This window comes from Pseudomonas sp. FP1762 (genome assembly GCF_030687105.1).
Classification (GTDB): domain Bacteria; phylum Pseudomonadota; class Gammaproteobacteria; order Pseudomonadales; family Pseudomonadaceae; genus Aquipseudomonas; species Aquipseudomonas siliginis.
This window is the reverse complement of the sequence record NZ_CP117458.1, coordinates 1,084,522-1,110,900: the sequence shown is the minus strand read 5'-3', so window position 1 is coordinate 1,110,900 and position 26,379 is coordinate 1,084,522. Positions and strand designations below refer to the sequence as shown.

Here is a 26,379-nt window from a genome sequence, read left to right as displayed (position 1 = left end):
CTGATGGGCGGCGGCGCCACTTTCGGGTGACGCCGCTTGCCGCTCTGGAACCGCAATGACCAAAGTCGACTTCTATATCCTGCCCAGCGCCGATCCTTCAGCGCGTCTGGATTTCGCCTGCAAGCTCACCGAGAAAGCCTGGCGCATGGGCCATCGCATCTACCTGCATTGCAGCGATGCGGCCCAACGTGACGATCTCGATGCGCGTCTGTGGGCATTCAAGGGCGAAAGTTTCGTGCCTCACGGCCCTGCCGACAGTGAGCCCGACGGTTTGATCGTGCTGGGACTGGGCGAAGACTGCGGGGAACATCAGGATCTGCTGGTCAATCTCGACCTGAAAGTCCCGGCCTTCGCCAGCAAATTTGCCCGCGTGGCGGAAGTGGTGGTGGAAGATCCGACCATCCGAGCGGCGGCGCGGGAGAGTTTCCGTTTCTACCGCGAACAGGGCTATTCTCTGCAAGACCACCGTTTACAGCGACTCTGAGCATTCCAATGGACACTCCGAAACCGCAACAGAAGTCCGCACATCTGCTGGACGATCTTGAATCGATCCGCCAGTTGCTCGGCGATGACAACCTGCAACCGCCGCTCTTGACCGATACGGTCGATGACGGCGAACAGGAACAGATTCCGATGCTGTTCGATTCCGTCGGCAATCAGCCGGCGGCCGTCGAGCCGCCACCAGCGCCGCCGGCTGCCCCGGCTGCCGCACCGGTCGATAAAGGCCCGGATGCCTTGCTGCACCTGGACAGCGAACTGCGCGCCGCCGCGCAATTGATCATGCAAGACGTGATCGACGACTTCGCCCCGCACATCGAAACCGAAATCAAACGTCGCCTGGATGCGCGGATGGAGCGGCTGCTCAGCCAGTACGAATAAGCCGCTGGTGTAGGAGCTGCCGAAGGCTGCGATCTTTTGACTTTGCTTTCACAAAAAACAAGATCAAAAGATCGCAGCCTTCGGCAGCTCCTACATTTAGATCTCCGCCCGACCTCCCCCGCTCGCCCTCGGCACCACGCCCCGCTATACTTCCCGGCTTTTCCTGAATAAATGCCAATAGGGTCCCGCCGCGCATGGATAAGACCTACCAGCCGCACGCCATTGAAACTTCCTGGTACAAGACCTGGGAGTCCGAGAACTACTTCGCCCCGCAAGGCGCGGGCGAGTCCTACACGATCATGATCCCGCCGCCGAACGTCACCGGCAGCCTGCACATGGGTCACGGTTTCAACAACGCGATCATGGACGCGTTGATCCGTTTCCGCCGCATGCAGGGTCGCGACACCCTGTGGCAGCCGGGCACCGACCACGCCGGTATCGCCACGCAGATGCTGGTGGAGCGCCAACTCGAAGCCCAGGGCCAGAATCGTCACGATCTGGGCCGGGAAAAATTCCTCGAGAAAGTCTGGGAATGGAAAGATCAGTCCGGCGGCAACATCAGCCGGCAGATCCGCCGCCTCGGCTCGTCCGTCGACTGGAGCCGCGAGCGCTTTACCATGGACGACGGCCTCTCGGAAGCGGTCAAGGAAGCTTTCGTGCGCCTGCATGAAGACGGCCTGATCTACCGCGGCAAGCGTCTGGTCAACTGGGACACCAAACTGCACACGGCGATTTCCGACCTCGAAGTGGAAAACCACGAAGAGAAAGGCTTCCTGTGGAACCTGAAATACCCATTGGCCGATGGTGTAAAAACCGCCGAGGGCGATGACTTCCTGATCGTCGCCACCACCCGTCCGGAAACCATGCTCGGTGACTCCGCCGTCGCGGTTAACCCGAACGACGAACGCTACAAAGCGCTGATCGGCAAATTCGTCGAGCTGCCACTGGTTGGCCGCCGCATCCCGATCATCGCCGACGATTATTGCGACCCTGAATTCGGCACCGGCTGCGTGAAAATCACCCCGGCCCACGATTTCAACGACTACGAAGTCGGCAAGCGCCACAACCTGCCGCTGCTGAACATCTTCGACAAGAACGCCAACGTGCTGCCTGCCGCTCAGGTGTTCAACCTCGACGGCACGCTGAACGAGAGCATCGACGGCAAGATTCCGGCCGAGTTCGCTGGCCTGGAACGTTTCGAAGCGCGCAAGCAGATCGTTGCCGCGTTCGACGCCGCCGGCCTGCTGGTGAGTGTCAACGATCACAATCTGAAAACGCCGAAAGGCGATCGCTCCGGCACGGTCATCGAGCCGTGGCTGACCGACCAATGGTACGTATCGACCAAGCCGCTGGCCGAGCCGGCGATTGCTGCCGTTGAAGACGGTCGCATCCAGTTCGTGCCCAAGCAGTACGAAAACATGTACTTCTCGTGGATGCGCGACATCCAGGACTGGTGCATCAGCCGTCAGCTGTGGTGGGGCCACCGGATTCCGGCCTGGTACGACGAGTCGGGCAAGGTCTACGTCGGTCGCGACGAAGCCGAAGTCCGTGCCAAGCACAACCTCGGCCCGGACGTTGCGCTGCAACAGGACAACGACGTACTCGACACCTGGTTCAGTTCCGGCCTGTGGACCTTCTCGACCCTGGGCTGGCCTGAGCAGACCGAGTTCCTGAAGAAATTCCACTCCACCGACGTGCTGGTCACCGGTTTCGACATCATCTTCTTCTGGGTTGCCCGGATGATCATGATGACCATGCACCTGATGAAGAACGAAGACGGCACGCCGCAGGTTCCGTTCAAGACCGTTTACGTACACGGTCTGGTGCGCGACGGCCAAGGCCAGAAAATGTCCAAATCCAAGGGCAACGTCCTTGACCCGCTAGACATCATCGACGGCATCGATCTGGAAACCCTGGTGCAGAAGCGCACCTCGGGCCTGATGCAACCGAAACTGGCGAAGAAGATCGAGAAAGCCACCCGCGAAGAGTTCGCCAACGGCATCGAAAGCTACGGCACCGACGCCCTGCGCTTCACGTTCTGCTCGCTGGCCTCGACCGGTCGCGACATCAAGTTCGACATGGGTCGCGTCGAAGGCTATCGCAACTTCTGCAACAAGATCTGGAACGCCGCGCGTTACGTTCTGGACAAGGGCGAAGACTGCGGCCAGAACGGCGAAGCCTACGAGCTGTCGCTGGCTGATCGCTGGATCATCTCGCAGCTGCAACGCACCGAAGCCGAAGTGACCCGCCAACTGGATCAGTTCCGTTTCGACCTCGCCGCGCAAGCGCTGTACGAGTTCATCTGGAACCAGTACTGCGACTGGTATCTGGAACTGTCCAAGCCTGTGCTGTGGGACGAGAACGCACCGGTCGAACGTCAGCGCGGCACTCGCCGGACGCTGGTACGCGTGCTGGAAGTGGCGCTGCGTCTGGCGCATCCGTTCATGCCGTTCATCACTGAAGAAATCTGGCAGCGCATCGCGCCGCTGGCCGGCATCCAGGGCAAGACGATCATGCTGCAGCCTTGGCCGGTGGCCAACGAAGAGCGCATCGATCCGGCGGCGGAAAACGACATCGAATGGCTCAAGGAACTGATGCTCGGCACGCGCAACATTCGTGGCGAGATGAACATCGGCCCGGGCAAGCCACTGCCGATCTTCCTGAAGAACGTCAGCGCTGACGACCAGCGCCGCCTGACCGAGAACGAAGCGCTGCTGAAGAAGCTGGCGCGCCTGGAATCGATCACCGTACTCGCCGCTGGCGAAGAAGCACCGCTGTCCGCCACCGCACTGGTGGGCGAGATGGAAGTGCTGGTGCCGATGGCCGGTCTGATCGACAAGGGCGCCGAACTGGCGCGTCTGGACAAGGAAATCCTGCGTCTGCAGGGCGAAGTCCAGCGGGTTGGCGGCAAGCTTTCCAACGCAGGATTCGTCGACAAGGCCCCGGCCGAAGTCATCGAGAAGGAACGCGCCAAACTGGCCGAGGCCGAACAGGCCTTGGGCAAACTGGCCGAGCAGCATGCGCGGATTGCCAGCCTGTAACGGCAAATCGCACTGAAAAAGGGAGGCCCAGGTGGCCTCCCTTTTTTATTCCTGAAAAACCTTGAGTCCCCTGTGGGAGCGAGCCTGCTCGCGAAAGCGCTGTGTCAGCCGACAAATCTGCCGGATGTGCAACCGCCTTCGCGAGCGGGCTCGCTCCCACAGTTTGAACGGTGTTGCCTTCAGATGTGGGACAATGCCCGCCACTTTCAGCCATACCCGAATCGACCACGCTCATGACCGCCCCCCGCACACCCAAACCTGCGCGCAAGAAGCCTGACGCCGCGTCCCCTAGCAAAGCCGTCGAGCCGCGCGAGAAGGCCAGCCTGCATCCGCGCAATCGCCATCAGGGTCGTTACGACTTTCCGGCGCTGATCAAGACCACGCCGGAACTGGCCAAGTACGTGATCACCAACCCGTACGGCAAGGAAAGCATTGACTTCGCCAGCCCCGACGCGGTGCGTGTGTTCAATCGGGCGCTGCTCAAGGCGTTCTACGGCATCCAGCATTGGGACATCCCGGCGGACTACCTCTGCCCTCCGGTTCCGGGGCGTGCCGACTATGTGCACTTTCTCGCCGACCTGCTGGCGAGCATGAACGACGGCAAGGTCCCGCGCGGCGCGATCGTCAATGTGCTGGATATCGGCATGGGCGCCAACTGCGTTTATCCGTTGATCGGCAACAGCGAATACCGTTGGCACTTCCTCGGCTCGGAGATCGACCCGACAGCCGTGGCGGCGGCGCGAGCCATCGTGCAGTCCAACGATCTGAGCAAGGTGATCCAGCTGCGCCAGCAGGAAAACCGCAAACACATCCTCATCGGCTTGCTGGAGCCGGGCGAGCGCTTCGACCTGACCATGTGCAACCCGCCGTTCCACGCTTCGATGGAAGAAGCGACCAAGGGCAGCGAGCGCAAATGGCGCGCCTTGGGCAAGGCCGACCCGAAACGCAAGCTGCCGGTGCTGAACTTCGGTGGGCAATCGGCGGAGCTGTGGTGTGAAGGCGGTGAAGCGCGCTTTGTGACGCAGTTGATTGCCGAAAGTGCGAACTTCCAGCACAAAGTGTTGTGGTTCAGCACCCTGGTGTCGAAGGCCTCGAACCTGCCGGCCATCGAGACGGCACTGAAGAAGGCTGGCGTGCTGGAGAGCCAGGTCGTGGAGATGTCGCAGGGGCAGAAGCAGAGCCGCTTTGTCGCCTGGACCTTCCAGACCAAGTCCGAGCAGCAGATCTGGCGACGCGAGCGCTGGGTTCGCTAACACACAGCAGATCCCCTGTGGGAGCGAGCCTGCTCGCGAAGGCGGCGTGTCAGTCAGCTTCAATATCGACTGACCTACCGCTTTCGCGAGCAGGCTCGCTCCCACATTGGCCCTGCGATTCAGTCGCTAAATCACAGACACAAAAAAACCGTGCCCCGGATCACTCCGAAGCACGGTTTTTTTATCGCTGCGTCTTACTTGTTCACAGCGTCGGTCAGGCCTTTGGCCACAACCAGCTTGATCACTTTCTTTGCAGGGATTTCGATGGCAGCGCCAGTCGAAGGGTTACGGCCGGTGCGGGCAGGACGCTCGGTCACTTTCAGCTTGCCGATACCTGGCAAGGTGATTTCGCCGCCGTTTTCCAGCTGATCGGCAACGATTTGGCCCAGTTGGTCCAGAGCGTTACGCGCGGTGGTTTTCGGCGCGTCGATAGCTTCAGCGATGTCGGCGATCAGTTGGTCTTTAGTAAGAGCCATGTAGTGTTCCTTCCCTATCAAATTCATATGGATTGCAGAGTGCAGTGTCAGCCATCGAGCCCGATCTTCTGGATCTGGCACCCTCGGCGATAACCACGACGAGTCGGGTTATAGATGCCGAAATCAGGGTTTGGTTCGACCTGACAAATGCTGAATGCACGCTTAACGCAGTGACTTCGCGTAAGACCGGGCAAAACTAGCACAGCGACAAGGAAATATCCGCCTCTAGCTACCCATTTGGTCAGCTTTATTGCGCTAAATCGGTAAAAAACCGCTTAAGGCCGGGCGCGCGCCCCGGTTTTGCCCTGCAACCCGCGCCAAAACCAGTGGTTGCGGTACACTGAGCGCTTTTTCGGGGGAGCCTGCCCTCCTCCCTTCCAACAGCCGAGAAGCCCATGCCGATCCGTCATTGCATCGTCCACCTGATCGACAAAAAACCCGACGGCACGCCCGCAGTTCTGCACGCCCGTGACTCTGAACTGGCCGAGTCCGCAGCCATCGAAAACATGCTCGCCGACCTCAACGAAAGCTACAACGCCAAACAGGGCAAAGCCTGGGGCCTGTTCCATCCGGAATCCGGCGCATTCCCCTTCAGCGGTTGGCTGAAGGAGTATATGGAAGGCGGCAGTGACTTCACCGCGTTCAGTAAAGTGGCGGTCGAGCATCTGCAGAAACTGATGGAAGAATCCAACCTGTCGGTGGGTGGCCACGTGCTGTTCGCCCACTATCAGCAAGGCATGACTGACTACCTGGCGATCGCCCTGCTGCACCACAGCGAAGGCGTTGCGGTGACCGACGAGCTCGACGTGACGCCCTCGCGCCATCTCGACCTTGGCCAGTTGCATCTGGCCGCGCGGATCAACGTTTCCGAGTGGCAGAACAACAAGCAGTCCAAGCAGTACATCTCGTTCATCAAGGGCAAGAATGGCAAGAAGGTCTCGGAGTATTTCCGCGACTTCATCGGTTGCCAGGAAGGCGTCGACGGCCCCGGCGAGACGCGCACGCTGCTCAAGGCCTTCAGTGACTTTGTCGAGAGCGAAGACCTGCCGGAAGACTCGGCCCGCGAGAAAACCAAGACCCTGGTTGACTATGCCAGCAGCCAGGCCAAGCTCGGCGAACCGATGGGTCTTGAGGAGCTGTCGGAGCTGATCGACGAAGAACGCCCGAAAGCCTTCTACGATCACATCCGCAACAAGGACTATGGCCTGTCGCCAGAGATTCCGGCAGACAAGCGCACCCTCAATCAATTCCGTCGTTTCACCGGCCGCGCCGAAGGTTTGTCGATCAGCTTCGAAGCGCACCTGCTGGGCTCGAAGATCGAGTACGACGAAGAGAACGGCACCCTGATCATCAAAGGCCTGCCGACTTCGCTGACCGATCAGTTGAAGCGGCGTAACTGATGCTCGGCAATGTGCTGAAAAAGGTCGCCCTGGTATTGCTGGTGGTCGTGGTCTATCAGAACTGGGGCAAGATCGAGCGGGTATTCAATCCCGCGCAAATGGTCTCGCCGCAGACCCGGGCGCAAGCCAATGTCGTGCTCTATGCCACCGACTGGTGCGGCTACTGCAAACAGACCAAACGCTTTCTCGACAGCAAGGGCATACCGTTCAAGGAGTTCGACATCGAGAAGGATGCCGATGCGCGCAAGGCGTATGAGGCACTGGGTGGACGCGGGATTCCGCTGATCGATGTGAACGGCACGTTGATTCGCGGGTTCGATCCGGACGAAATCCTCGCAGCCCTGAAATAACCAATGTGGGAGCGAGCCTGCTCGCGAAAGCGCTGCATCAGCCAACAACCATGTTGAATGATCCATCGTCTTCGCGAGCAGGCTCGCTCCCACAGGTTTTGCAGCTGCTTGATAAATCAGCGCGCTTCGATACGGAAACCAAAACGCGGAAAGTGCACATGCACCACGCCGCCACGTTCGTCTTCACGGCGAATGATCAGCTCTTCACTGCCAGCAAACAACAACTCGCCTGCCACCGGATCAACGCCGTAATCGACAGCGGCAATTGCCACTTGCTGTCCCGTCTTGAAGCCGTTCGGATCAACGAACCGCTCATCCGGCAATGCCGCTGGCGTCGCGTTACGCGCGACCTCCAATGCCTCGGCAGAGGACATCTCGCTCGCTGCGCCATGGCCGAACCCGAGCACCCGACCCAGCCACGCCGCCACCGCCGGATATTCATCCACCAGCGGCGCCGTGACGTGGGTCGCCTTGAGGAACCACAGCGGATGCGCCAGGGCGAAGTCGGCAATCGATGGCTCGCCGAAGAGGAAGTCGCCCTGCTCGCGCTGCAACTGCTGCTCCAGCCGCGCCATGATCGTCGGCCACTGATGCTTGGCCTGCTCGGCGGACAGACGCGTGGCGCTGCCACCGCTGAACAACCCGGCGCGGTCGGCCAGGAAGGCCTTGATCGCTTCCGGCGGCAATTTGCCGAAACGCACGGCTACCGATTCTGGCTGGAACACCAGGCTCACCGCGTGCTGAAACACCACCGAGTCGGCCCACGCCGCAAAACTGGCGCTGGTCATTTCCTGGCCTTCGGGAAAGAACGCCGGCAGGGCTTTTTCCTGCTCCAGGCGTCGAGCGATCAGTGCGGTGTCGCAATAGATGTCGGCACCGATCTGCAACACTGGGGTCTTGCGGTAGCCACCGGTCAATGCCGTCAGATCAGGCTTGGGCATCACCGGGGAAATATGCACCGAACGCCAGGACAGGCCTTTGAAGCCCAGCAGCAGGCGCGCCTTCTCGGCAAATGGAGAGGTCGGGTAATGGTGCAGAATCAACTCGGACATGCTCGGCTCCGCCGCAGGAAAAGTGAATCCGCAGCTTAGCGCGCATTGCCTGACAGGCCTACCAATCTGCCTGATGGGAACCAATCAGTCAGATTGATAAGACGCGACCAGGCATTCCTTGGCGCTCTTCTTGAGCTTTTTGATCAGCCGTTCCTGGCGCAAAGCATCGCTTTTGTCGCGGCACAGTTCCGTGTAGACCAGGGCCATCGCGGGGCTGGAAAGAAAGAACCGCGCTCCCTTGCCGCTCTGGTGCTTGGCGAAACGGCGTACGGGGTCGTCGCTGATTCCGCAATACAACGAGCCATTGGCGGCACGCACGAGGTAGACGAACCAGGATTTACTCACTGGTTCGGCAGCATCGACGGATTTTTCGCTAAGGCTGGTCACTTCGGGATCTGAACGTATAGGAAAACAGGCGGCGATCTTATCAGCGCCCGGCCTGAAATGCCTTCAGTCCCTTGCGCGCCTGGGCACGTACGGCGTTGCGCACCAGCGGCGTCCAGCCCAGCAGCAGGCCTTTGAAACCCAACGCCTGCCGCGACCAGCGCCACAGATCGAAGTGGTCGTGGTGCTCACAGATCTTGCCGTCCCGGAAGACGAAGCGCGCCTGGATGTCGTTGACCACGACGTTGCCGGTCTGACTGAACAGGTAAGTCGCCACCCAATGCGCGCCGCCGGTGCGCTCGTCGGCGCGGACATTGTCAAAAGTCAGGGAAAAATCCCTGGCGCGGGTAGTCAGCATGCGCCACATGTCGCCGGCATCGCGCCCGCGCAACTCGCCGAAGGCCGGATCGCTGAAGACCACATCATCGGTGTAGCAGGCGGCCATGGCTTCTGCGTCAAGGCGCTGAAAGGCTTGGTAGAAGCGGGTGATCAGGGCGCTATGGGCTTCGCTCAAGGCAGTCTCCAAAGAAATAGGTACAGATTGCCAGCACCATAATCTGCCGCGCGCAGAAACACTATCGGCAATACGCAAAACCCTTGTGGGAGCGAGCCTGCTCGCGAAGGCAATTCAACATTCAACATCCATGTTGACCGAAACACCGCTTTCGCGAGCAGGCTCGCTCCCACATTTGCACCCAGTGCATTCAGATCTTTTCGCTTTGCACCTGCACATACAGCGCCCGCCCGGCACCCAGCCCGGCGAGGATTGCACCGGCGCCGATAATGCCGAAAATCCAGCCCAGAGCATTCCAGCCGCCGGTCCAGTCATGCACCACGCCCACGGCAAACGGCCCCATGGACGCCAGCGTGTAGCCAAAACCCTGGGACATGCTAGACAGGTTCGCCGCGACATGGGAATCGCGCGAGCGCAGCACGATCAGGGTCAGGGCGAGACTGAACGTGCCGCCCTGCCCCAGTCCGAGCAGAATCGCCCAGCCCCACAGACCTTCGATCGGTGCGTACAGGCAGCCGAACAGGCCGGCCAGGGTCAGCGCCATGACCACGACGATCGCCAGGCGCTGATCCTTGCCCCGGGTCGCCAGCCACGGCGCGGCCAGCGAACTGGCCAGCTGAATGATCACCGAACCGGACAGCACCAATCCGGCCTGAGTCGGTGTCAGCCCGCGCCCGATGAGGATCGACGGCAACCATCCAAACACGATGTAGGCCAGCGACGATTGCAGGCCCATATACAAGGTCACCTGCCAGGCCAGCGGATCACGCAGCAACCCGCGCACGCGATAGGCGACGTTGTGTGCGCCATGTTTGGAGCCGACTTGTGGCAGCCAGAACACTGCGGCTACCAATGCCGGAATCACCCAGAAGCCCAGGCCCATCGCCCAGCTGTTGCCGAAGTGTTCACTCAGCGGCACGGTCGAACCCGCCGCCATCGCTGCGCCCAGGCACAGCGCCATGGTGTAGACGCCGGTCATGGTCCCGGCATGTTTGGCGAAATCGCGTTTGACAATGCCCGGTAACAGCACGCCGACAATGCCGATGCTGGCGCCCCCAAGCACGCTGCCGGCGAACAGGCCGATCTCGCCGAAATTACTGCGCAGGATAATCCCGCCGGCCAGCGTCAGCAGAATTCCCAGCACCACGCGCTCGGCACCGAAACGCCGCGCCAGAATCGGCGCCAGCGGCGCAAACAGGCCCAGGCACAGCACCGGCAACGTGGTCAGCAATCCCGCCTGCGCCGCAGACAGTCCGAGACTGCTGGAGACCTCGCTGAGCAACGGCGCCATGCTCGACAACGCCGGGCGCAGGTTCAGCGCCACCAGAATCAAGCCGAGCAGCAACAGCCACGGGCGTTTTACCAATGGGTGGCTTTGCTGGACCTGCTCGTCATCAGCCTCGGCATCGATCAGCAGCTCTTCAAGTTCGGGGGTGCGTTTCGACGCTGTGGATAACTCACTGCGGGGCATGGATTTCTCGGTTTCAAGGTTCATTGATCAACTGCCTCGACAAGGCTTTGGCCCGTTCCGGGTCGCGTTGCTCGACCGCATCGAGCAAGTCGATGTGCAGATCGAACACTTCCTGACGGCGCGGGGAGATATTCAAGGTCTGGCGCAATTGCGCGCCGACGATGCTGGAGAAATATCGATACAGCTCGCTGAGGGTCGGGTTGTGCGCGGCGTCGACCAGTCGGCGATGGAACACCAGATCGCAGGCGATGTAAGTGTCGAGATCACCATGGTAGTGGCTGCCGCTGGTGCCGAGCGCTTCGCGCAGGGCCGCCAGATCGTCATCGGTACGACGCAACGCCGCCAGGCCGATGGCCTCGACTTCAAGGATGTGTCGGGTCTCCCGAGCCTGCTCCAGGGAACAGCGGGACAACGCCTTCAGCGTATCCAGCGGATCGACCACGGCGCGCAAATAACTGCCGTCGCCTTGGCGAATTTCGATCAGACCGGAAAATGCCAGAACACGCATGGCTTCGCGCACGGTGTTGCGGCTGATGCCCAGCTCGGCGCACAGCTCAGGCTCGGTCGGCAGACGCTCGCCGACCTGCCACGCACCGCTGTTGATGCGCTGCCGCAGTTGATCCAAAGCCTGATCGACCAGAGATCGCTTGATCAAAGGGGAAATGTCGGACATGAGCCTCACCTTTTCATCCAATCATAGGATGAATTTTCCGACATGTTAGTCAGACCCATGTAGGACGGCAACCACCTAGGGTCAATCGGAGACACATGGAGCGGCATTTTCGATTGGTCAAAATTACCCTTTAAGGGTAATTTCAGGGACAGGGTTTTGGCTTCTTATGGAAAAGAACACACCCCATTACGACTTGACAGTCGTGAAGGCCGAAGTAGTTAGACGAGGCAAAGAAGCCTTTACACGTTATGCACTTGAGACAGGCCGGGACATGGGCATGTCCTGGAAAGTGATGATGCAGGTTGTGGCAACGCTTGAGCGGCGGATGCTCTACAAATCCATGACCTCTTATTCCAACCATCGTAACTGGCACGACGTCTATCACGTATCGTTTCGAAATCGGGAGATCTACATCAAAGTGACCTACTGCACGAGCGGTGGTTCTCCGGTGATCTCCTTCAAGGAGAAAAACACATGAGCAAGAGGCAATGCCTGAGTTGCGGCACCGAACACGCAATGCACCACTTTCAAGATCGCAGTCTCGACGTCAATTACAAACAGTTTTCGCGGCCCGTACACCTTCTCGCCGGCTGGGAGTGCAGGATCTGTGGCGAAATCATTTTTGACAGTGGTACCGACAGTGCCGAGCGCTACGTAGATGCCGGCGATCAATTACTCGAAGACGTACTTCGGCTGATCGGTACCGAAATGAAGCGTATTCGCCGAAAGCTCCATCTCACTCAAAGAAGTGCGGTGAAGTGGCTGTCAGGAGGTGGGCATAATGCGTTTTCACGATATGAACGCGGCGAACTGGCTCCGCCGCAGCCGTTGTTCACACTGATGCGGCTTCTGGATCGTCATCCCGATCTGCTAGAGGAAATTCAGGCACTTCACGCAGACGACGGTCTCAAACAACTTCTGGAAACTCGTTACCCGGAGCGGGAACCTGTTCTGGCCAGATGAGCCCAGATAAAACAAACCCGGAACTGAGTCCGGGTTTGTTTCAGTGCCTGACGGGCATCAATGCAAAATCTGACTCAAGAACAACTTGGTCCGATCATTCTGCGGATTGTCGAAGAAGTCGTTCGGCGCGGCCTGCTCAACGATTTCGCCCTTGTCCATGAAGATCACGCGGTTGGCCACGGTGCGGGCGAAGCCCATTTCGTGGGTCACGCAGAGCATGGTCATGCCGTCTTCGGCCAGACCGATCATGGTGTCCAGAACCTCTTTCACCATCTCCGGGTCAAGCGCTGAAGTCGGCTCGTCGAACAGCATGATTTTCGGCTTCATGCACAAGGCGCGGGCGATCGCCACACGCTGTTGCTGACCGCCGGAAAGCTGCCCCGGATATTTGTGCGCCTGCTCCGGAATGCGTACGCGCTCCAGGTAATGCATGGCGATTTCTTCGGCCTTGCGCTTGGGCATCTTGCGCACCCACATCGGCGCCAGGGTGCAGTTCTGCAAAATGGTCAGGTGCGGGAACAGGTTGAAGTGCTGGAACACCATGCCGACTTCGCGGCGGATCGCTTCGATCTGCTTGAGGTCGTTGGTCAGTTCCACGCCGTCGACGACGATGCGACCCTGCTGGTGTTCTTCCAGGCGATTGAGGCAACGAATCGTCGTCGATTTGCCGGAACCCGACGGGCCGCACAGGACGATACGCTCGCCTTGTTTGACATTGAGGTTGATGTCTTTCAGCACGTGAAACTGGCCGTACCACTTGTTCACGCCCTGCATCTGGATGATGCCTTCCGGACCCAAAGGCTTTTTGATTGCTTCGCTCATTTACAGAGAACTCCTAACGCTTGTGGCCAGTGTCGAGCTTGCGTTCCAGATGCATGGAATAGCGCGACATACCAAAACAGAAAATCCAGAACACCAGGGCGGCGAACACGTAGCCTTCGGTGGCCATGCCCAGCCATTTCGGGTCGGCAGCGGCTTGCTTGACGCTGTTGAGCAGGTCAAAGAGACCGATGATGATCACCAGGCTGGTGTCCTTGAACAGCGCAATGAACGTGTTGACGATGCCCGGGATCACCAGCTTCAGGGCTTGCGGCAGGATCACCAGGCCCATCGAACGCCAGTAACCGAGGCCCATCGCCGCAGCCGCTTCGTACTGCCCTTTGGGAATCGCTTGCAGACCGCCACGCACCACCTCGGCGACGTACGCCGACTGGAACAGGATCACGCCGATCAGCGCCCGCAGCAGCTTGTCGAAGTTCATGCCTTCGGGCAGGAACAGCGGCAGCATTACCGAGGACATGAACAGCACCGTGATCAACGGCACGCCGCGCCAGAACTCGATGAAGGTCACGCAGACCACACGAATCGCCGGCATGTTCGAACGTCGTCCCAGCGCCAGCACGATACCCAGCGGCAACGCCCCGGCGATGCCGACGGTGGCGATCACCAGGGTCAGCATCAGGCCGCCCCACTGGCTGGTCGGCACGGTGGTCATTCCGAAACCGCCATGCAGCAAAGTGAAGGCAATGATCGGGTACAGCACCAGGAAGCTCAGGCCGTACACCGCTTTACGCGGCACGCGCGAGATGAACAGGGGTGCTGCGCCGATGACCGCCAGCCACACGGTCAGGTCGACGCGCCAGCGCAGTTCGGTCGGGTAGTAGCCGTACATGAACTGGCCGAACCGCTGCTGAATGAACACCCAGCAGGCGCCTTCCTTGGTGCAGTCGGCGCGGGTGGTGCCGACCCAGTTGGCGTCGACGATTGCCCAGCTGAGGATCGGTGGCACAACCAGGTAGATCAGGTAGAACGCAAACAGCGTCAGCAGGGTGTTGAGCCAGCTGGAGAACATGTTCGCGCGCATCCACGCCACCACGCCGATACTGCTGTTCGGTGGAGGCATGTCGGGTTTGAAAGTATGAGTACTCATGCGCTTTTCCTTACCGCTCGATCAGCGCAATGCGCTTGTTGTACCAGTTCATCAGCAGGGAAATGCTGATACTGATCGCCAGGTACACGCTCATGGTGATGGCAATCACTTCGATGGCCTGCCCGGTCTGGTTGAGCACCGTGCCCGCGAACAGCGAAACCATTTCCGGGTAACCGATACCGGCTGCCAGCGAGGAGTTTTTCGCCAGGTTCAGGTATTGGCTGGTCAGCGGCGGAATGATCACGCGCAGGGCTTGCGGGATGATCACCTTGCGCAGGGTCGGGCCGTTGCGCAGGCCAAGCGAACGCGCCGCTTCGGTCTGACCGTGGCTGACCGACTTGATCCCGGAACGCACGATCTCGGCGATGAACGCTGCGGTGTACACAGTGAGCGCGAGGGTCAACGCCAGCAGTTCCGGGATCAGCACCCAGCCACCGACAAAGTTGAAGCCCTTGAGCTCGGGCATTTCCCAGTGCAACGGAGCGCCGAAGATCAGCGCGCACAGGGTCGGGATCACCAGCGCAATTGCCAGGCCGGTCCAGAACTTGTGGAACGGTACGCCGGTTTCTTCGAAACGCTTGTTGGCCCAGCGGCACATCAGCACGATGCCGACGATGGCCAGCACGATGCTGATCACGAACGCCCAGAAGCCGTCAGCGGCGAGTGCGGCCGGCATGTTCAGGCCACGGCTGCTGACGAAGAAGGTGTCGCCGAAGTTGTGGCTGTTGCGCGGCCCCGGCATGGTCAGGAACACCGCGAAGTACCAGAACAGGATCTGCAGCAGTGGCGGAATGTTGCGGAACACTTCCACATACACCGTCGCCAGTTTGGCAATGATCCAGTTCTGCGACAGCCGCGCTACACCGACGATGAAACCGAGGATCGTCGCCAGGATCACGCCGATAAAGGTCACCAACAGAGTGTTGAGCAGGCCGATGACAAACACCCGCGCGTAACTGTCCGCTTCGGTGTAGTCGATCAGGGTTTGAGCGATGCCGAACCCGGCACTGCGCTCCAGAAAGCTGAAACCGGAAGTGATACCCCGGTGCTGAAGGTTGGTTTGCGTGTTGTCGAACAGGTACCAGCCAAGCGAGATCACCGCCACAACGGTGATGATCTGGAATAGCCACGCACGCACTCGTGGATCGCTGAGGCTGAGCCTCTGCTTTGGTGCGCCGATAGAATTTTGCATGAAGTGCCCCGGAAGAAATGGAACAAGAACATCACCCGGCGGTTGGCCCGCCGGGCGATAGAACCATTAGCGCACTGGTGGTGCGTACTGAATGCCGCCGTTGTTCCACAGGGCGTTCAGGCCACGGTCGATTTCCAGCGGAGTGCTCTTGCCGAGGTTTTTCTCGAAGATTTCGCCGTAGTTGCCGACCTGCTTGACGATCTGCACAACCCAGTCTTTGGGCAGCTTCAGGTCTTTGCCGTATTCGCCGTCAGCACCGAGCATACGGGCCACGTCCGGGTTCTTGGTGGACTTGGCTTCAGCTTCGACGTTCTTCGAAGTGATGCCGGCTTCTTCGGCATTGAGCAGCGCGTAGCCGACCCAACGCACGATGGCCAGCCACTCGTCGTCGCCGTTACGTACGACCGGGCCCAATGGTTCTTTGGAAATGGTTTCCGGCAGAACCACGTAGTCCTTCGGCGAGGCCAGCTTGCTGCGCTGGGCGAACAGCTGGGACTTGTCGGAGGTCAGCACGTCGCAACGACCGGATTCCAGCGACTTGGCGCTTTCATCGGAGGTGTCGAAGGTGATCGGGGTGTATTTCAGACCGTTGCCACGGAAGTAGTCGGAAACGTTCAGTTCGGTGGTGGTACCGGCCTGGATGCAGATGGTCGCGCCGTCGAGCTCTTTGGCACTTTTCACGCCCAGCTTGTTGTTTACCAGGAAGCCGATGCCGTCGTAGTAGGTGATGAAGCCCGGGAATTTCAGGCCCATGCCCGCGTCACGGGAGCTGGTCATGGTGGTGTTGCGCGACAGGATGTCGATCTCGCCGGACTGCAGCGCGGTGAAGCGCTCCTTGGCGTTCAACTGGCTGAACTTGACCTTGTTGGCGTCGCCGAAAACGGCTGCGGCCACAGCGCGGCAGACGTCGGCGTCGATGCCGAGAATCTTGCCGGTCGCATCCGGTACCGAGAAGCCCGGCAGACCGTCGCTCACGCCACACTGCACGAAACCTTTTTTCTGTACCGCATCCAGGGTTGCACCCGCCTGAGCGAACCCGCTGACGCCGAGTACTGCTGCAGCAGTCACGACCGCCAGAGTGGATTTCAACATCTTCATTCAAACCTCCAGTTTTGCTCTTGTTGTGTCGGAGCTTGAGTCCAGTCGCACCCTTTTGAGGCGTTGTTGACCCGTGTTGGCTTTTTTTGGGGTCAACCGACGTAAGACCTTCGCTATGAGTCTAGTAGGAGAAAATCCACATCATGGATCACTCACTTCTCACCAATCGGCCGAACGGGCTGTAGCCCTTTCACGTTCGCTAAGCCCGTAGCGGCCATTGGCGAACATCCATCACCGGATTCGTTGCTATCCCATCACGCGACTGACACTGATAGTGTTACCGCCACGCGTAGGACGCTTCGTACGCAAACCTCCATAGCAAACGCCGTACCACACCGCTTGCGAAAGTGATTGCGCGACACGTCAATAGCTAAACTTGTAACCTTGCGACATCTTGTTAACGGATCAACCGGGCGCGCACTTCAATCACGCACTCAATGAGAGCGCCCGCACATTTTTGGAGCAGACATGACCGAGCCCTTGATTCTTCAGCCTGTTAAGCCCGCAGACGCCTGCGTGATCTGGCTGCACGGCCTCGGCGCCGACCGTTACGACTTCCTGCCGGTGGCCGAGGCGTTGCAGGAAATCCTGCTGAGCACGCGTTTTGTGCTGCCGCAGGCGCCGACGCGTCCAGTGACGATAAATGGCGGATATGCCATGCCCAGCTGGTACGACATCAAGGCCATGAGCCCGGCCCGGGCGATCGACCGTGACCAGTTGGAAGCTTCGGCAGAGCGCATCATCGAACTGATCGAAGCCGAGCGCGCCAGCGGAATAGACGCCTCGCGGATTTTTCTCGCCGGGTTTTCCCAGGGCGGCGCGGTGGTATTGCACACCGCATTTCTGAAGTGGCAGGGGCCGTTGGGTGGCGTGCTGGCGTTGTCGACTTACGCACCGACATTCAGCGACGAACTGGAGTTATCCGCCAGCCAGCAGCGCATTCCGGTGCTCTCGCTGCACGGCCAGTTCGATAACGTGGTGCAGAACTCGATGGGCCGCAGTGCTTACGAGCATTTGAAGAAGCATGGTGTCACCGTGACATGGCAGGAATACCCAATGGAGCACGAAGTGTTACCTGAAGAGATTCGCGACATCGGTGCCTGGTTGAGCGAACGACTGCGCTGATTGTCGACCAATCCCAGCCCATTGATCCCTCCTACTACGCCGCGCCCGATTCTTGCATTACACTGGCCGGCGTACATTCCTTAACCAATTGATGAGATGACCGTGCTCAAAGCACTCAAGAAAATGTTCGGTAAAAGCGAGGCTGAGCAGCTCGCGCCAGTTCCCAGTGCGCCGTCGCACGCCCCCGGTCATCGCGCCGATGCCCCGCAGGCCGACCGCCCCGCTCCCGCAGCCGCACCGAAGCCCGAAGAAAAACCCGCTGCGGCCGCGCCAATGGCCGTAGAGCCTGCACCCGGCGAAGCGCCGAAACCGGCCAGACCGCGTCGCGAACCGAAGCCCAAGGCACCGGTCATTCCATGGAAACTCGAAGACTTCGTCGTCGAACCCCAGGAAGGCAAAACCCGCTTTCACGATTTCAAGCTTGCTCCGGAACTGATGCACGCCATTCAGGACCTGGGCTTTCCTTACTGCACGCCGATCCAGGCGCAGGTGCTGGGCTTCACCCTCGCCGGCAAAGACGCCATTGGCCGCGCGCAGACCGGCACCGGCAAGACCGCCGCGTTCCTGATCTCGATCATCACCCAGTTGCTGCAGACGCCGCCGCCGAAAGAGCGCTACATGGGCGAGCCGCGCGCGCTGATCATCGCGCCGACCCGCGAACTGGTGGTGCAGATCGCCAAGGACGCCGCTGACCTGACCAAATACACCGGCCTCAATGTCATGACGTTCGTCGGCGGCATGGACTTCGACAAACAGCTCAAGCACCTCGAAGCGCGGCATTGCGACATCCTCGTCGCCACGCCGGGCCGCTTGCTCGACTTCAACCAGCGCGGCGACGTGCACCTGGACATGGTCGAAGTGATGGTCCTGGACGAAGCCGACCGCATGCTCGACATGGGTTTCATCCCGCAGGTACGGCAGATCATTCGCCAGACCCCGCCGAAGTCCGAGCGCCAGACCCTGCTGTTCTCCGCGACCTTCACCGAAGACGTGATGAATCTGGCCAAGCAATGGACCACCGACCCGGCGATTGTCGAAATCGAAATCACCAACGTCGCCAACGAGAACGTCGAGCAGCACATCTACGCCGTGGCCGCTGCCGACAAATACAAGCTGCTCTACAACCTGGTCAACGATAACGGTTGGGAGCGAGTCATCGTGTTTGCCAACCGCAAGGACGAAGTACGCCGCATCGAAGAGCGTCTGGTGCGTGACGGCATCAACGCCGCGCAACTCTCCGGTGATGTGCCGCAGCACAAGCGCATCAAGACTCTGGAAGGTTTTCGCGAAGGCAAGATCCGCGTGCTGGTGGCCACCGATGTCGCCGGTCGCGGCATCCACATCGACGGCATCAGCCACGTGATCAACTTCACGCTGCCGGAAGTCCCGGACGACTACGTGCACCGCATTGGCCGTACCGGTCGTGCCGGCGCCGATGGCGTGTCGATCAGCTTTGCCGGCGAGGACGACTCCTACCAGTTGCCGTCGATCGAAGAAAAGCTTGGTCGCAAGATCAGCTGTGAAACCCCGCCGACGCATCTACTGCGTGCGGTTGAGCGCAAGCGTCCACAGTAAGCCCCGCCATATGAAAAAGCGCAGCCAGAAACGGACTGCGCTTTTTTTATGCCCGATGGTTGCTCGCCAGAACTAAAAGTCCATAATGGAAAAATAAGTTTAGTTTCGGAGCGCGAAATGTCCAGTACGCCCTATGTGATCGATCAAGCCCAGGCCCATGAGCTATTGGCGCGTATCGATGTTCCGCAAATCCTGCGCAAGCTGTTCCGCGATCTGGCGGCCGGGAACGCCGTGCAGCCGGCGCAGCAATGGGTCGAGTTTCCGCAGGGTGCCGGCGACTTCATCAACTACTTGGGTGTACTGGCCGAGGACGGCGTGTACGGAGTGAAGACTTCGCCGTACATCGTCCGTGAGCAGGGTGCGCTGGTGACGGCGTGGACCCTGCTGATGTCGACGAAAACCGGCCAGCCGCTGCTGCTCTGTGATGCCGGCGAACTGACCACCGCGCGCACCGCCGCGACCACGGCCGTGGCGGTCGACGCCCTCGCCCCGTTGAATGCCCAGCGACTGGCGATCATCGGCAGCGGCAAGGTCGCTCAAGCGCATCTGTACTACGCCAAAGCGCTGCGCGACTGGCAGAGCATCAGCCTGTATTCGCCATCGCTGCTGGAAGATGCGCAAACACAGGCTGTGTTGAAGTCCATCGCGCCGTCACTGAAGATTGCCGACAGCCGCGAGACCGCCGTTACCGATGCGGATGTGATCATGCTCTGCACCTCGTCGGCCGGGCCGGTGATTGATCCTGCAACGTTAAGCAAACCGGCGCTGATCACCTCGATCAGCACCAACGCCCCCCGCGCCCATGAGGTACCGCCGCAAAGTCTCAACGACATGCAGGTGTTCTGCGACTATCGTCAGACCACGCCGGGTTCGGCAGGTGAGATGCTGATTGCCGCCGAACAGCATGGCTGGAGCAAGGATTCGATTGTTGGCGACCTCGCCGACTTGCTCAGCGAAAAAGTGCAGCGCCCGGGTTACGACCGTCACGTGTTTTTCCGTTCAATCGGCTTGGGCCTGGAAGACATTGCCCTCGCCAATGCGGTTTATCACTTAACCCACTAACGCCAAAAATCCCCTGCGGGAGCGAGCCTGCTCGCGAATGCGGTCTGACATTCAGCGAAGATGTCGACTGATACACCGCTTTCGCGAGCAGGCTCGCTCCCACGATGGACTAGCGAACGCCTTGATATTGCGTACCCACTGGAGACCTACATGAGCCACGCAGATTTCATCATCATCGGCGGCGGGATTGCCGGCGCTTCCACCGGGTTCTGGCTGGCGCCGCACGGCAAAGTGATCGTGCTCGAGCGTGAAACCCATCCCGGCTATCACTCCACCGGTCGCTCCGCCGCGCTGTACACCGCCGCCTACGGCACCGCACAGGTCCGCGCACTGACTCAGGCGAGCCGCGCGTTTTTCGACAGTCCTCCGAGCGGCTTTTGCGAGCATCCGCTGCTGACCCCACGCGGCGAAATGACCGTCGACTTCATCGGTGATCCCGCCGAACTGAACAACCAATACCTCAGCGCCAAAGCCACCGTGCCGCAGATGCAACTGCTCAGCGCCGACGAAGCCTGCGCGCGTCTGCCGATCCTGCGCCGGGAAAAAGTCCACGGCGCGATCTACGATCCATCGGCCTGCGACATCGACACCGACGCGCTGCATCAAGGCTACCTGCGCGGCATCCGGCGCAACCACGGCGAAGTGCGCACCGATTGCGAAGTGCTCGGCTTGAGCCGCGATGCCGATGGCCTGTGGATCGTGCAGACCAATGGCGAGACGTTCAGCGCACCGGTGATCATCAACGCCGCCGGTGCGTGGGCCGACAAGATCGCTGCCCTGGCCGGTGCGCAGCCGCTGGGTCTGCAAGCGAAACGCCGCGCTGCGTTTATCTTTGCCGGGCCGGAAGGCGTGGACACTCATCATTGGCCAATGCTGGTCAGCCTCGACGAATCCTTCTACATGAAGCCCGACGCCGGCATGTTCCTCGGCTCGCCGGCCAATGCCGATCCGGTCGAACCGCACGACGTGCAGCCGGAAGAACTCGACATCGCCATGGGCATTTATCAGATCGAAGAGGCCACCACGCTGACCATTCGCCGTCCGACCCGCACCTGGGCCGGTCTGCGCAGTTTCGTTGCCGACGGTGATTTGCTCAGCGGCTTTGATCCGCAGGTGCCAGGGCTGTTCTGGGTCGCCGCGCAGGGCGGCTACGGCATTCAGACGTCGCCGGCGATGGGCCAGGCCAGTGCGGCGCTGGTGCGCGGCGAGCCATTCCCCGAGCACCTGCATCAATTCGGTCTGGACAGCGCCATGCTCTCCCCGGCCCGACTGGTTTGATCGCATCGACTCGTCGAAAAGATTGCGGCACACTCGCAGCGCCCCGGCACAAGGGGCGCTGACGCTGCCTGGAGCTCCACTGTCATGACTGCCCCCGAATTCGACCCGGCGCTGGATAACTTCCGCGCCATCGCCGACGCCATTGCCACGCTGTTCTTCCCCCACGCCGAGGTGGTGCTGCACGACCTGCGCACGCAGAAGGTCGACTACATCGCCAACAACCTGTCCAAGCGCGAGATCGGCGACGACTCGTCACTGGAAGACATGCTCAGCGAGGATGTCAGCGACAGGAACATCGGCCCGTACGAAAAGCTCAACTGGGACGGTCAGAAAATTCGCAGCCTGAGCACCGTGCTGCGTGACAGCGAAAGTCGGCCGCTGGCGGTGCTGTGCATCAATCTGAACATTTCCCTGTTCGAGAACGCCAAAGCGGCGCTGGACCTGTTTCTCTCGCCGAGCAAGCTGATTCCGCAGCCGGACTCGCTGTTCCGTGATGACTGGCAGGAACGCATCAACACCTTCCTCCACGCCTGGTTGCGCGAGCGGCAGTTGAGCCTGAACCTGCTGACCCGCGATCACAAACGCGAACTGGTGCTGGCGCTGCACGCCGAGGGCGCGTTCAAGGGCAAGAGCGCCTCGAACTACGTGGCCAATGTGCTGAGCATGGGCCGGGCGACGGTGTACAAGCATTTGAAGGAATTGAAGGGCTGAAGATTTGCATCGCTAGCGCTGGCCTCTTCGCGAGCAGGCTCGCTCCCACATTTGGAATGCGTTACCCCTGTGGGAGCGAGCCTGCTCGCGAAAGCGCTTGATCAATCGCCGTAGATATCGGTCTTGAAATACTTCTCGGAAATCTTCTGATACTCGCCATTCGCGCGAATTCCGTCGATGGCGCGGTTCAACTGGCTGACCAGTTCACCGTTGCCCTTGCGCACGGCAATCCCCGCACCCTCGCCGACATACTTCGGATCCTTCAACTCTGGCCCGACAAACGCGTAACCCTTGCCGCGCGGCATCGACAGAAAGTCATTGAGCGGGATGGTGTCGGCGAAAATCGCATCGAGGCGCCCCGCCGCCAGGTCCATGTAGATTTCTTCGTTGTTGCTGTAGCGCTTGACGTTGATGCCCTTGGGTTCGAACACCTCGGTGGCGTAACGATCAGTGGTGGTCGCGCGCTGCACGCCGACGTTCTTGCCTTTGAGGCTGGCGTACTGATCATCGACCGTAGCGCCTTCCTTCATGACCAGACGCGAAGAAGTGAAATAGTACTTGTGGCTGAAATCCACCGACTTCTTGCGATCTTCGTTGATGGTCATCGACGACAGCGCCATGTCGATCTTCTTCACTTTCAGCGAAGGAATCAGCCCGTCGAACTCACCTTCGACCCACACGCACTTGACCTTCATCTGCGCACAAAGGGCATTGCCGATGTCGTAGTCGAAGCCGACGATTTCACCTTTGTCGGTTTTCGACGCGAATGGCGGATAGGCCGCTTCGATGCCGATGCGCAAGGTTTTCTCGGCGGCAAAGGTGCTGGTAAAAGCCAGCAAGCTGAAGGCAAGGCCGGTGATGAGGGGGAGTTTCTTCATGTTCGTTCTCTCGCGGGTTGTTGTTGGTTTGGCGAAGAAGAGCAGCTACAAGCGGCAAACTGATAGCTGCAAGACAGAAGCTTTTGTGTACTTGGAAATCCATACTGGACTCACAGGTACAAATCGTCAACCGGGTCGAGAGGGGAGGATTTTCGGTGTCGCTGATGACGCCTTCGCGAGCAGGCTCGCTCCCACAGGGAAACGCATTCCAATTGTGGGAGCGAGCCTGCTCGCGAAGACTGACCGGAGGGCGCTACAGGAATTACTTTTTCCAGCGATCAGCGGCGGCATGATCACTGTCGCGCCCTTCGACCCAACGCGGGCCGTCACTGGTGTTTTCTTTTTTCCAGAACGGCGCGCGGGTTTTCAGGTAGTCCATGACGAAGGCGCAGGCATCGAACGCGGCCTGGCGGTGGGCGCTGGCGGCGCCGACGAAGACGATCGGTTCGCCCGGCTCCAGCGCGCCGATGCGGTGCAGCACTTCCAGTTTCAACAGCGGCCAGCGCTGCTCGGCTTCGACAGTGATCTTGCCCAGAGCCTTTTCGGTCATGCCCGGATAGTGTTCGAGGAACATCCCGGCCACGTCGAGCCCGTCGTTGAAGTCGCGCACATAACCGACAAAACTCACCACTGCGCCAACGCCGACATTGGCCGCGTGCATCGCATTGACTTCAGCGCCCGGATCAAACGGCTTGGCCTGCACGCGAATCGTCATGTTCAGCCTCCGGTGACGGTGGGAAAAAACGCCACTTCGTCGCCATCAACTACTGGCTCGTCGAGCTGGCAGAGGTCTTCGTTGCGTGCGCACATCAGGTTCTGCTCGCTCAGCACTTCGGCGCCATCACGTTGCGCCAACAGTGCGCGAACGTCATCGACGGTGGCGAAATCGCCTTCAACCGCAACCGAATCCACGCCCAGCGCTTCACGGTAGCGGGCAAAAAATTTCACGGTCAGTTTCATGGCTGCTCCGCCTGGAAGTGGCCGCTCTTGCCGCCGACTTTCTCCAGCAGACGCACGCTTTCGATGGTCATGCCCCGGTCGACGGCTTTGCACATGTCGTAAATGGTCAGGGCGGCGACGCTGGCGGCGGTCAGCGCTTCCATTTCGACGCCGGTCTGCCCGGACAACTTGCAGCGAGCGACGATGCGCACGCTGTCATCGCCTTCGGCGCTGAGTTCGACTTTGACGCCGGTGAGCATCAGCGGGTGGCACAGGGGAATCAGATCGCTGGTCTTCTTCGCCGCCTGAATTCCGGCAATGCGCGCCACGGCGAACACATCACCCTTGGGATGGCCGCCGCTGACGATCATCTGCAGGGTTTCAGGGAGCATGCGCACCAGCGCTTGAGCGGTCGCTTCACGGAACGTCACGGCTTTTTCAGTGACGTCGACCATGTTGGCGCGACCTTGGGAATCGAGATGAGTCAGCACGGGATTACTCCTGATCAGGAGCGTGGATTGTAAACCTGTGGGTCAGATATCCGCATCACTGATTATGAAATCACCGTTGCCCCCTGTGGGAGCGAGCCTGCTCGCGAAAGCGGATTCAGATTCACTATAGATGTCGACTGATACACCGCATTCGCGAGCAGGCTCGCTCCCACAGGAGATATGCATTTATCCATAAAAAAACCGGGCGGCTTTAAGGGCCACCCGGTTCTGGGTGAAAGGTTACAAATGCGATTCGGCGTATTCGGCCAGGATCGAGCGAGGCACCCCTTGCAGGGTGATGTGCACACCGTTGGGGAAATCCTTGAAGCGTTCGGTCAGGTAGGTCAGCCCGGAGCTGGTCGCGGACAGGTATGGGGTGTCGATCTGCGCCAGGTTGCCCAGGCACACCACTTTGGAACCGGCGCCGGCACGGGTGATGATGGTTTTCATCTGATGCGGCGTGAGGTTCTGGCATTCGTCGATCAGGATCAGGCTCTGCTGGAAGCTGCGACCACGAATATAGTTGAGCGATTTGAACTGCAACGGCACTTTGCTGAGGATGTAGTCGACGCTGCCATGGGTGTTTTCGTCATCCATGTGCAAGGCTTCGAGGTTGTCGGTGATGGCGCCCAGCCAAGGCTCCATTTTTTCCGCTTCGGTGCCGGGCAGGAAGCCGATTTCCTGGTCCAGACCCTGCACGCTGCGGGTGGCGATGATGCGGCGATAACGTTTGCTGACCATGGTCTGCTCGATCGCAGCGGCCAGCGCCAGAATGGTTTTACCGGAACCGGCGGCGCCAGACAGGTTGACCAGATGAATGTCCGGATCCAGCAACGCATACAGCGCCAGACTCTGATAGATGTCGCGCGGTTTCAGGCCCCACGCCTCCTGATGCAACAGCGGTTCCTGGTGCAGGTCGAGGATCAGCAGGCGGTCTTCCTGGATTTCCTTGATCCAGCCGACAAAGCCCTGTTCGTCGATGATGAACTCGTTGATGTGCACGGCCGGCAGGTTGTCGATCAGTTGTACCTGATGCCAGGTGCGGCCGTGGTCCTGACGGGTTTCGACCTTGCTCACGCGGTCCCAGAAGGAGCCGGTCATGTTGTGGTAGCCGTTGGGCAGCAGGGACACGTCATCGACCAATTGGTCGGTGCTGTAGTCCTCGGCGTCGATCCCACAGGCGCGCGCCTTGAGGCGCATGTTGATGTCTTTGGTGACCAGCACCACCGGTTTTTGCGGATCGCGGGTATGCAGATCAATCAGTTGGTTGATGATTTTGTTGTCGTTCAGATGCTCGGGCAGAATCAGGTTTGACTCGGCCTGCTTGCTCATCAGAATTGACAACAAGCCCTTCGGCCCGCCCTTGCCACGCTGGATCGGCACGCCCAGCTCAACGTCTTCAGGGGACGCATCGCCCAGGGTCTTGTCGATCAGGCGGATCGCCTGGCGGCATTCGGCGGCCACGCTGTGATGGCCGCTCTTGAGCTTGTCCAGCTCTTCCAGCACGGTCATCGGGATGGCGACGTGGTGTTCTTCGAAATTCAGCAGGGCATTTGGATCGTGAATCAATACGTTGGTATCGAGTACATACAGGATTGGCTGGTTGGAGGAAGGGCTGCGTCCGTGATCATCCATACTCGGTCA

Annotated in this window: 28 protein-coding genes; 13 read left to right on the top strand and 15 right to left on the bottom strand. The window is 59.9% G+C overall.

Annotated features, from left to right (window positions below; translation table 11 throughout):
- Positions 1-55 precede the first annotated feature (55 nt).
- The 4 genes from PSH90_RS04755 (at position 56) to rlmF (ending at position 5,173) form a co-directional block, all read left to right on the top strand.
- Positions 56-484, top strand: a complete 429-nt coding sequence (locus tag PSH90_RS04755; RefSeq protein ID WP_125918303.1) for a DNA polymerase III subunit chi — start codon at positions 56-58, stop codon at positions 482-484.
- Between the two features lie 8 nt (positions 485-492).
- Complete coding sequence (locus PSH90_RS04750) at positions 493-879, top strand: hypothetical protein (RefSeq protein WP_056783087.1); 387 nt, start codon at positions 493-495, stop codon at positions 877-879.
- Positions 880-1,073: 194 nt separating this feature from the next.
- The gene (locus PSH90_RS04745) at positions 1,074-3,920 is read left to right on the top strand and encodes a valine--tRNA ligase (protein ID WP_041479508.1); all 2,847 of its coding nucleotides are present in this window, start codon (positions 1,074-1,076) and stop codon (positions 3,918-3,920) included.
- Positions 3,921-4,153: 233 nt separating this feature from the next.
- Positions 4,154-5,173, top strand: coding sequence for a 23S rRNA (adenine(1618)-N(6))-methyltransferase RlmF (gene rlmF, locus PSH90_RS04740; protein ID WP_016771571.1), 1,020 nt, complete (start codon positions 4,154-4,156; stop codon positions 5,171-5,173).
- A gap of 194 nt (positions 5,174-5,367) precedes the next feature.
- Here the strand turns inward: rlmF and PSH90_RS04735 are convergent, their stop codons facing one another.
- A complete protein-coding gene (locus tag PSH90_RS04735; RefSeq protein ID WP_003221909.1) occupies positions 5,368-5,649 on the bottom strand; it encodes an HU family DNA-binding protein in 282 nt (93 codons plus the stop codon).
- 395 nt (positions 5,650-6,044) lie between these two features.
- Here PSH90_RS04735 and yejK point away from each other — a divergent pair, with 395 nt between their 5' ends.
- Both yejK and PSH90_RS04725 read left to right on the top strand, forming a co-directional pair.
- On the top strand, positions 6,045-7,049 hold the full coding sequence (gene yejK, locus PSH90_RS04730; RefSeq protein WP_305382269.1) for a nucleoid-associated protein YejK: 1,005 nt from the start codon (positions 6,045-6,047) through the stop codon (positions 7,047-7,049).
- Positions 7,049-7,399, top strand: a complete 351-nt coding sequence (locus PSH90_RS04725) for a glutaredoxin family protein (RefSeq protein WP_056783081.1) — start codon at positions 7,049-7,051, stop codon at positions 7,397-7,399. Before yejK ends, PSH90_RS04725 begins: the two co-directional genes overlap by 1 nt.
- 116 nt (positions 7,400-7,515) lie before the next feature.
- Here the strand turns inward: PSH90_RS04725 and PSH90_RS04720 are convergent, their stop codons facing one another.
- The 5 genes from PSH90_RS04720 to PSH90_RS04700 all read right to left on the bottom strand — a co-directional run bounded on the left by PSH90_RS04720 (position 7,516) and on the right by PSH90_RS04700 (position 11,493).
- A complete protein-coding gene (locus PSH90_RS04720) occupies positions 7,516-8,451 on the bottom strand; it encodes a glutathione S-transferase family protein (RefSeq protein ID WP_305382267.1) in 936 nt (311 codons plus the stop codon).
- Between the two features lie 84 nt (positions 8,452-8,535).
- The gene (locus PSH90_RS04715) at positions 8,536-8,838 is read right to left on the bottom strand and encodes a GIY-YIG nuclease family protein (protein ID WP_095180433.1); all 303 of its coding nucleotides are present in this window, start codon (positions 8,836-8,838) and stop codon (positions 8,536-8,538) included.
- 40 nt (positions 8,839-8,878) lie between these two features.
- Positions 8,879-9,349: a nuclear transport factor 2 family protein gene (locus tag PSH90_RS04710; protein ID WP_095180432.1), complete on the bottom strand. Its 471-nt coding sequence runs from the start codon at positions 9,347-9,349 to the stop codon at positions 8,879-8,881.
- 190 nt (positions 9,350-9,539) lie between these two features.
- Positions 9,540-10,844: a CynX/NimT family MFS transporter gene (locus PSH90_RS04705; RefSeq protein WP_305382265.1), complete on the bottom strand. Its 1,305-nt coding sequence runs from the start codon at positions 10,842-10,844 to the stop codon at positions 9,540-9,542.
- Positions 10,834-11,493 (bottom strand): FadR/GntR family transcriptional regulator, encoded by a 660-nt coding sequence (locus tag PSH90_RS04700; protein WP_095180430.1) that lies wholly within the window; start codon positions 11,491-11,493, stop codon positions 10,834-10,836. Before PSH90_RS04700 ends, PSH90_RS04705 begins: the two co-directional genes overlap by 11 nt.
- 166 nt (positions 11,494-11,659) lie before the next feature.
- Between PSH90_RS04700 and PSH90_RS04695 the strand changes: the two genes are divergently transcribed.
- Complete coding sequence (locus tag PSH90_RS04695) at positions 11,660-11,971, top strand: type II toxin-antitoxin system MqsR family toxin (protein WP_056783074.1); 312 nt, start codon at positions 11,660-11,662, stop codon at positions 11,969-11,971.
- Positions 11,968-12,456 carry a type II toxin-antitoxin system MqsA family antitoxin gene (locus PSH90_RS04690; RefSeq protein WP_056783073.1) on the top strand — a complete coding sequence of 163 codons (489 nt, stop codon included), beginning with the start codon at positions 11,968-11,970 and terminating at the stop codon, positions 12,454-12,456. Before PSH90_RS04695 ends, PSH90_RS04690 begins: the two co-directional genes overlap by 4 nt.
- A 57-nt stretch (positions 12,457-12,513) precedes the next feature.
- On the opposite strand, the gene PSH90_RS04685 is transcribed toward PSH90_RS04690, so the two are convergent.
- The 4 genes from PSH90_RS04685 to PSH90_RS04670 all read right to left on the bottom strand — a co-directional run bounded on the left by PSH90_RS04685 (position 12,514) and on the right by PSH90_RS04670 (position 16,676).
- Positions 12,514-13,278, bottom strand: coding sequence for an amino acid ABC transporter ATP-binding protein (locus PSH90_RS04685; RefSeq protein WP_305382264.1), 765 nt, complete (start codon positions 13,276-13,278; stop codon positions 12,514-12,516).
- 13 nt (positions 13,279-13,291) lie between these two features.
- On the bottom strand, positions 13,292-14,386 hold the full coding sequence (locus tag PSH90_RS04680) for an amino acid ABC transporter permease (protein ID WP_016771582.1): 1,095 nt from the start codon (positions 14,384-14,386) through the stop codon (positions 13,292-13,294).
- 10 nt (positions 14,387-14,396) lie between these two features.
- Positions 14,397-15,578 carry an amino acid ABC transporter permease gene (locus tag PSH90_RS04675; protein WP_041479500.1) on the bottom strand — a complete coding sequence of 394 codons (1,182 nt, stop codon included), beginning with the start codon at positions 15,576-15,578 and terminating at the stop codon, positions 14,397-14,399.
- Positions 15,579-15,644: 66 nt separating this feature from the next.
- Entirely contained in the window at positions 15,645-16,676 is a 1,032-nt protein-coding gene (locus tag PSH90_RS04670) for an amino acid ABC transporter substrate-binding protein (RefSeq protein ID WP_016771583.1), read from the bottom strand.
- Positions 16,677-17,144: 468 nt separating this feature from the next.
- On the opposite strand from PSH90_RS04670, the gene PSH90_RS04665 reads away from it, so the two are divergent.
- The 5 genes from PSH90_RS04665 (at position 17,145) to PSH90_RS04645 (ending at position 22,427) form a co-directional block, all read left to right on the top strand.
- On the top strand, positions 17,145-17,801 hold the full coding sequence (locus tag PSH90_RS04665) for an alpha/beta hydrolase (protein WP_236168106.1): 657 nt from the start codon (positions 17,145-17,147) through the stop codon (positions 17,799-17,801).
- Positions 17,802-17,897: 96 nt separating this feature from the next.
- Complete coding sequence (gene rhlB, locus PSH90_RS04660; protein ID WP_056783067.1) at positions 17,898-19,376, top strand: ATP-dependent RNA helicase RhlB; 1,479 nt, start codon at positions 17,898-17,900, stop codon at positions 19,374-19,376.
- A 117-nt stretch (positions 19,377-19,493) separates the two neighbouring features.
- On the top strand, positions 19,494-20,438 hold the full coding sequence (locus PSH90_RS04655; RefSeq protein WP_305382263.1) for an ornithine cyclodeaminase family protein: 945 nt from the start codon (positions 19,494-19,496) through the stop codon (positions 20,436-20,438).
- Positions 20,439-20,588: 150 nt separating this feature from the next.
- The gene (locus PSH90_RS04650; RefSeq protein WP_252868834.1) at positions 20,589-21,716 is read left to right on the top strand and encodes an FAD-binding oxidoreductase; all 1,128 of its coding nucleotides are present in this window, start codon (positions 20,589-20,591) and stop codon (positions 21,714-21,716) included.
- An 84-nt stretch (positions 21,717-21,800) separates the two neighbouring features.
- Positions 21,801-22,427, top strand: coding sequence for a transcriptional regulator (locus PSH90_RS04645; protein WP_186569404.1), 627 nt, complete (start codon positions 21,801-21,803; stop codon positions 22,425-22,427).
- 101 nt (positions 22,428-22,528) lie between these two features.
- On the opposite strand, the gene PSH90_RS04640 is transcribed toward PSH90_RS04645, so the two are convergent.
- The 5 genes from PSH90_RS04640 to PSH90_RS04620 form a co-directional block, all read right to left on the bottom strand.
- A complete protein-coding gene (locus tag PSH90_RS04640; RefSeq protein ID WP_305382262.1) occupies positions 22,529-23,305 on the bottom strand; it encodes an ABC transporter substrate-binding protein in 777 nt (258 codons plus the stop codon).
- Positions 23,306-23,567: 262 nt separating this feature from the next.
- A complete protein-coding gene (gene moaE, locus PSH90_RS04635; protein WP_095180425.1) occupies positions 23,568-24,020 on the bottom strand; it encodes a molybdopterin synthase catalytic subunit MoaE in 453 nt (150 codons plus the stop codon).
- Between the two features lie 2 nt (positions 24,021-24,022).
- Positions 24,023-24,265 (bottom strand): MoaD/ThiS family protein, encoded by a 243-nt coding sequence (locus tag PSH90_RS04630; protein ID WP_016771591.1) that lies wholly within the window; start codon positions 24,263-24,265, stop codon positions 24,023-24,025.
- Positions 24,262-24,735 carry a cyclic pyranopterin monophosphate synthase MoaC gene (gene moaC / locus PSH90_RS04625; protein WP_007972660.1) on the bottom strand — a complete coding sequence of 158 codons (474 nt, stop codon included), beginning with the start codon at positions 24,733-24,735 and terminating at the stop codon, positions 24,262-24,264. Before moaC ends, PSH90_RS04630 begins: the two co-directional genes overlap by 4 nt.
- Before the next feature lie 240 nt (positions 24,736-24,975).
- Complete coding sequence (locus tag PSH90_RS04620) at positions 24,976-26,370, bottom strand: PhoH family protein (protein ID WP_024011685.1); 1,395 nt, start codon at positions 26,368-26,370, stop codon at positions 24,976-24,978.
- Positions 26,371-26,379: the final 9 nt, after the last annotated feature.

Excerpts from the sequence above, each read along its gene's own strand:
- PSH90_RS04680 (WP_016771582.1), bottom strand. The coding sequence starts at position 14,386 with ATGAGTACTCATACTTTCAAACCCGACATGCCTCCACCGAACAGCAGT.
- PSH90_RS04750 (WP_056783087.1), top strand. The coding sequence starts at position 493 with ATGGACACTCCGAAACCGCAACAGAAGTCCGCACATCTGCTGGACGAT.
- PSH90_RS04640 (WP_305382262.1), bottom strand. The coding sequence starts at position 23,305 with ATGAAGAAACTCCCCCTCATCACCGGCCTTGCCTTCAGCTTGCTGGCT.
- PSH90_RS04675 (WP_041479500.1), bottom strand. The coding sequence starts at position 15,578 with ATGCAAAATTCTATCGGCGCACCAAAGCAGAGGCTCAGCCTCAGCGAT.
- PSH90_RS04690 (WP_056783073.1), top strand. The coding sequence starts at position 11,968 with ATGAGCAAGAGGCAATGCCTGAGTTGCGGCACCGAACACGCAATGCAC.
- PSH90_RS04755 (WP_125918303.1), top strand. The coding sequence starts at position 56 with ATGACCAAAGTCGACTTCTATATCCTGCCCAGCGCCGATCCTTCAGCG.
- PSH90_RS04685 (WP_305382264.1), bottom strand. The coding sequence starts at position 13,278 with ATGAGCGAAGCAATCAAAAAGCCTTTGGGTCCGGAAGGCATCATCCAG.
- PSH90_RS04650 (WP_252868834.1), top strand. The coding sequence starts at position 20,589 with ATGAGCCACGCAGATTTCATCATCATCGGCGGCGGGATTGCCGGCGCT.
- PSH90_RS04620 (WP_024011685.1), bottom strand. The coding sequence starts at position 26,370 with ATGGATGATCACGGACGCAGCCCTTCCTCCAACCAGCCAATCCTGTAT.
- rhlB (WP_056783067.1), top strand. The coding sequence starts at position 17,898 with ATGACCGTGCTCAAAGCACTCAAGAAAATGTTCGGTAAAAGCGAGGCT.
- PSH90_RS04745 (WP_041479508.1), top strand. The coding sequence starts at position 1,074 with ATGGATAAGACCTACCAGCCGCACGCCATTGAAACTTCCTGGTACAAG.
- PSH90_RS04655 (WP_305382263.1), top strand. The coding sequence starts at position 19,494 with ATGTCCAGTACGCCCTATGTGATCGATCAAGCCCAGGCCCATGAGCTA.
- PSH90_RS04630 (WP_016771591.1), bottom strand. The coding sequence starts at position 24,265 with ATGAAACTGACCGTGAAATTTTTTGCCCGCTACCGTGAAGCGCTGGGC.
- PSH90_RS04645 (WP_186569404.1), top strand. The coding sequence starts at position 21,801 with ATGACTGCCCCCGAATTCGACCCGGCGCTGGATAACTTCCGCGCCATC.
- PSH90_RS04670 (WP_016771583.1), bottom strand. The coding sequence starts at position 16,676 with ATGAAGATGTTGAAATCCACTCTGGCGGTCGTGACTGCTGCAGCAGTA.
- rlmF (WP_016771571.1), top strand. The coding sequence starts at position 4,154 with ATGACCGCCCCCCGCACACCCAAACCTGCGCGCAAGAAGCCTGACGCC.
- PSH90_RS04725 (WP_056783081.1), top strand. The coding sequence starts at position 7,049 with ATGCTCGGCAATGTGCTGAAAAAGGTCGCCCTGGTATTGCTGGTGGTC.
- PSH90_RS04695 (WP_056783074.1), top strand. The coding sequence starts at position 11,660 with ATGGAAAAGAACACACCCCATTACGACTTGACAGTCGTGAAGGCCGAA.
- PSH90_RS04735 (WP_003221909.1), bottom strand. The coding sequence starts at position 5,649 with ATGGCTCTTACTAAAGACCAACTGATCGCCGACATCGCTGAAGCTATC.
- PSH90_RS04720 (WP_305382267.1), bottom strand. The coding sequence starts at position 8,451 with ATGTCCGAGTTGATTCTGCACCATTACCCGACCTCTCCATTTGCCGAG.
- PSH90_RS04700 (WP_095180430.1), bottom strand. The coding sequence starts at position 11,493 with ATGTCCGACATTTCCCCTTTGATCAAGCGATCTCTGGTCGATCAGGCT.
- moaE (WP_095180425.1), bottom strand. The coding sequence starts at position 24,020 with ATGACGATTCGCGTGCAGGCCAAGCCGTTTGATCCGGGCGCTGAAGTC.
- yejK (WP_305382269.1), top strand. The coding sequence starts at position 6,045 with ATGCCGATCCGTCATTGCATCGTCCACCTGATCGACAAAAAACCCGAC.
- PSH90_RS04665 (WP_236168106.1), top strand. The coding sequence starts at position 17,145 with ATGACCGAGCCCTTGATTCTTCAGCCTGTTAAGCCCGCAGACGCCTGC.
- PSH90_RS04705 (WP_305382265.1), bottom strand. The coding sequence starts at position 10,844 with ATGAACCTTGAAACCGAGAAATCCATGCCCCGCAGTGAGTTATCCACA.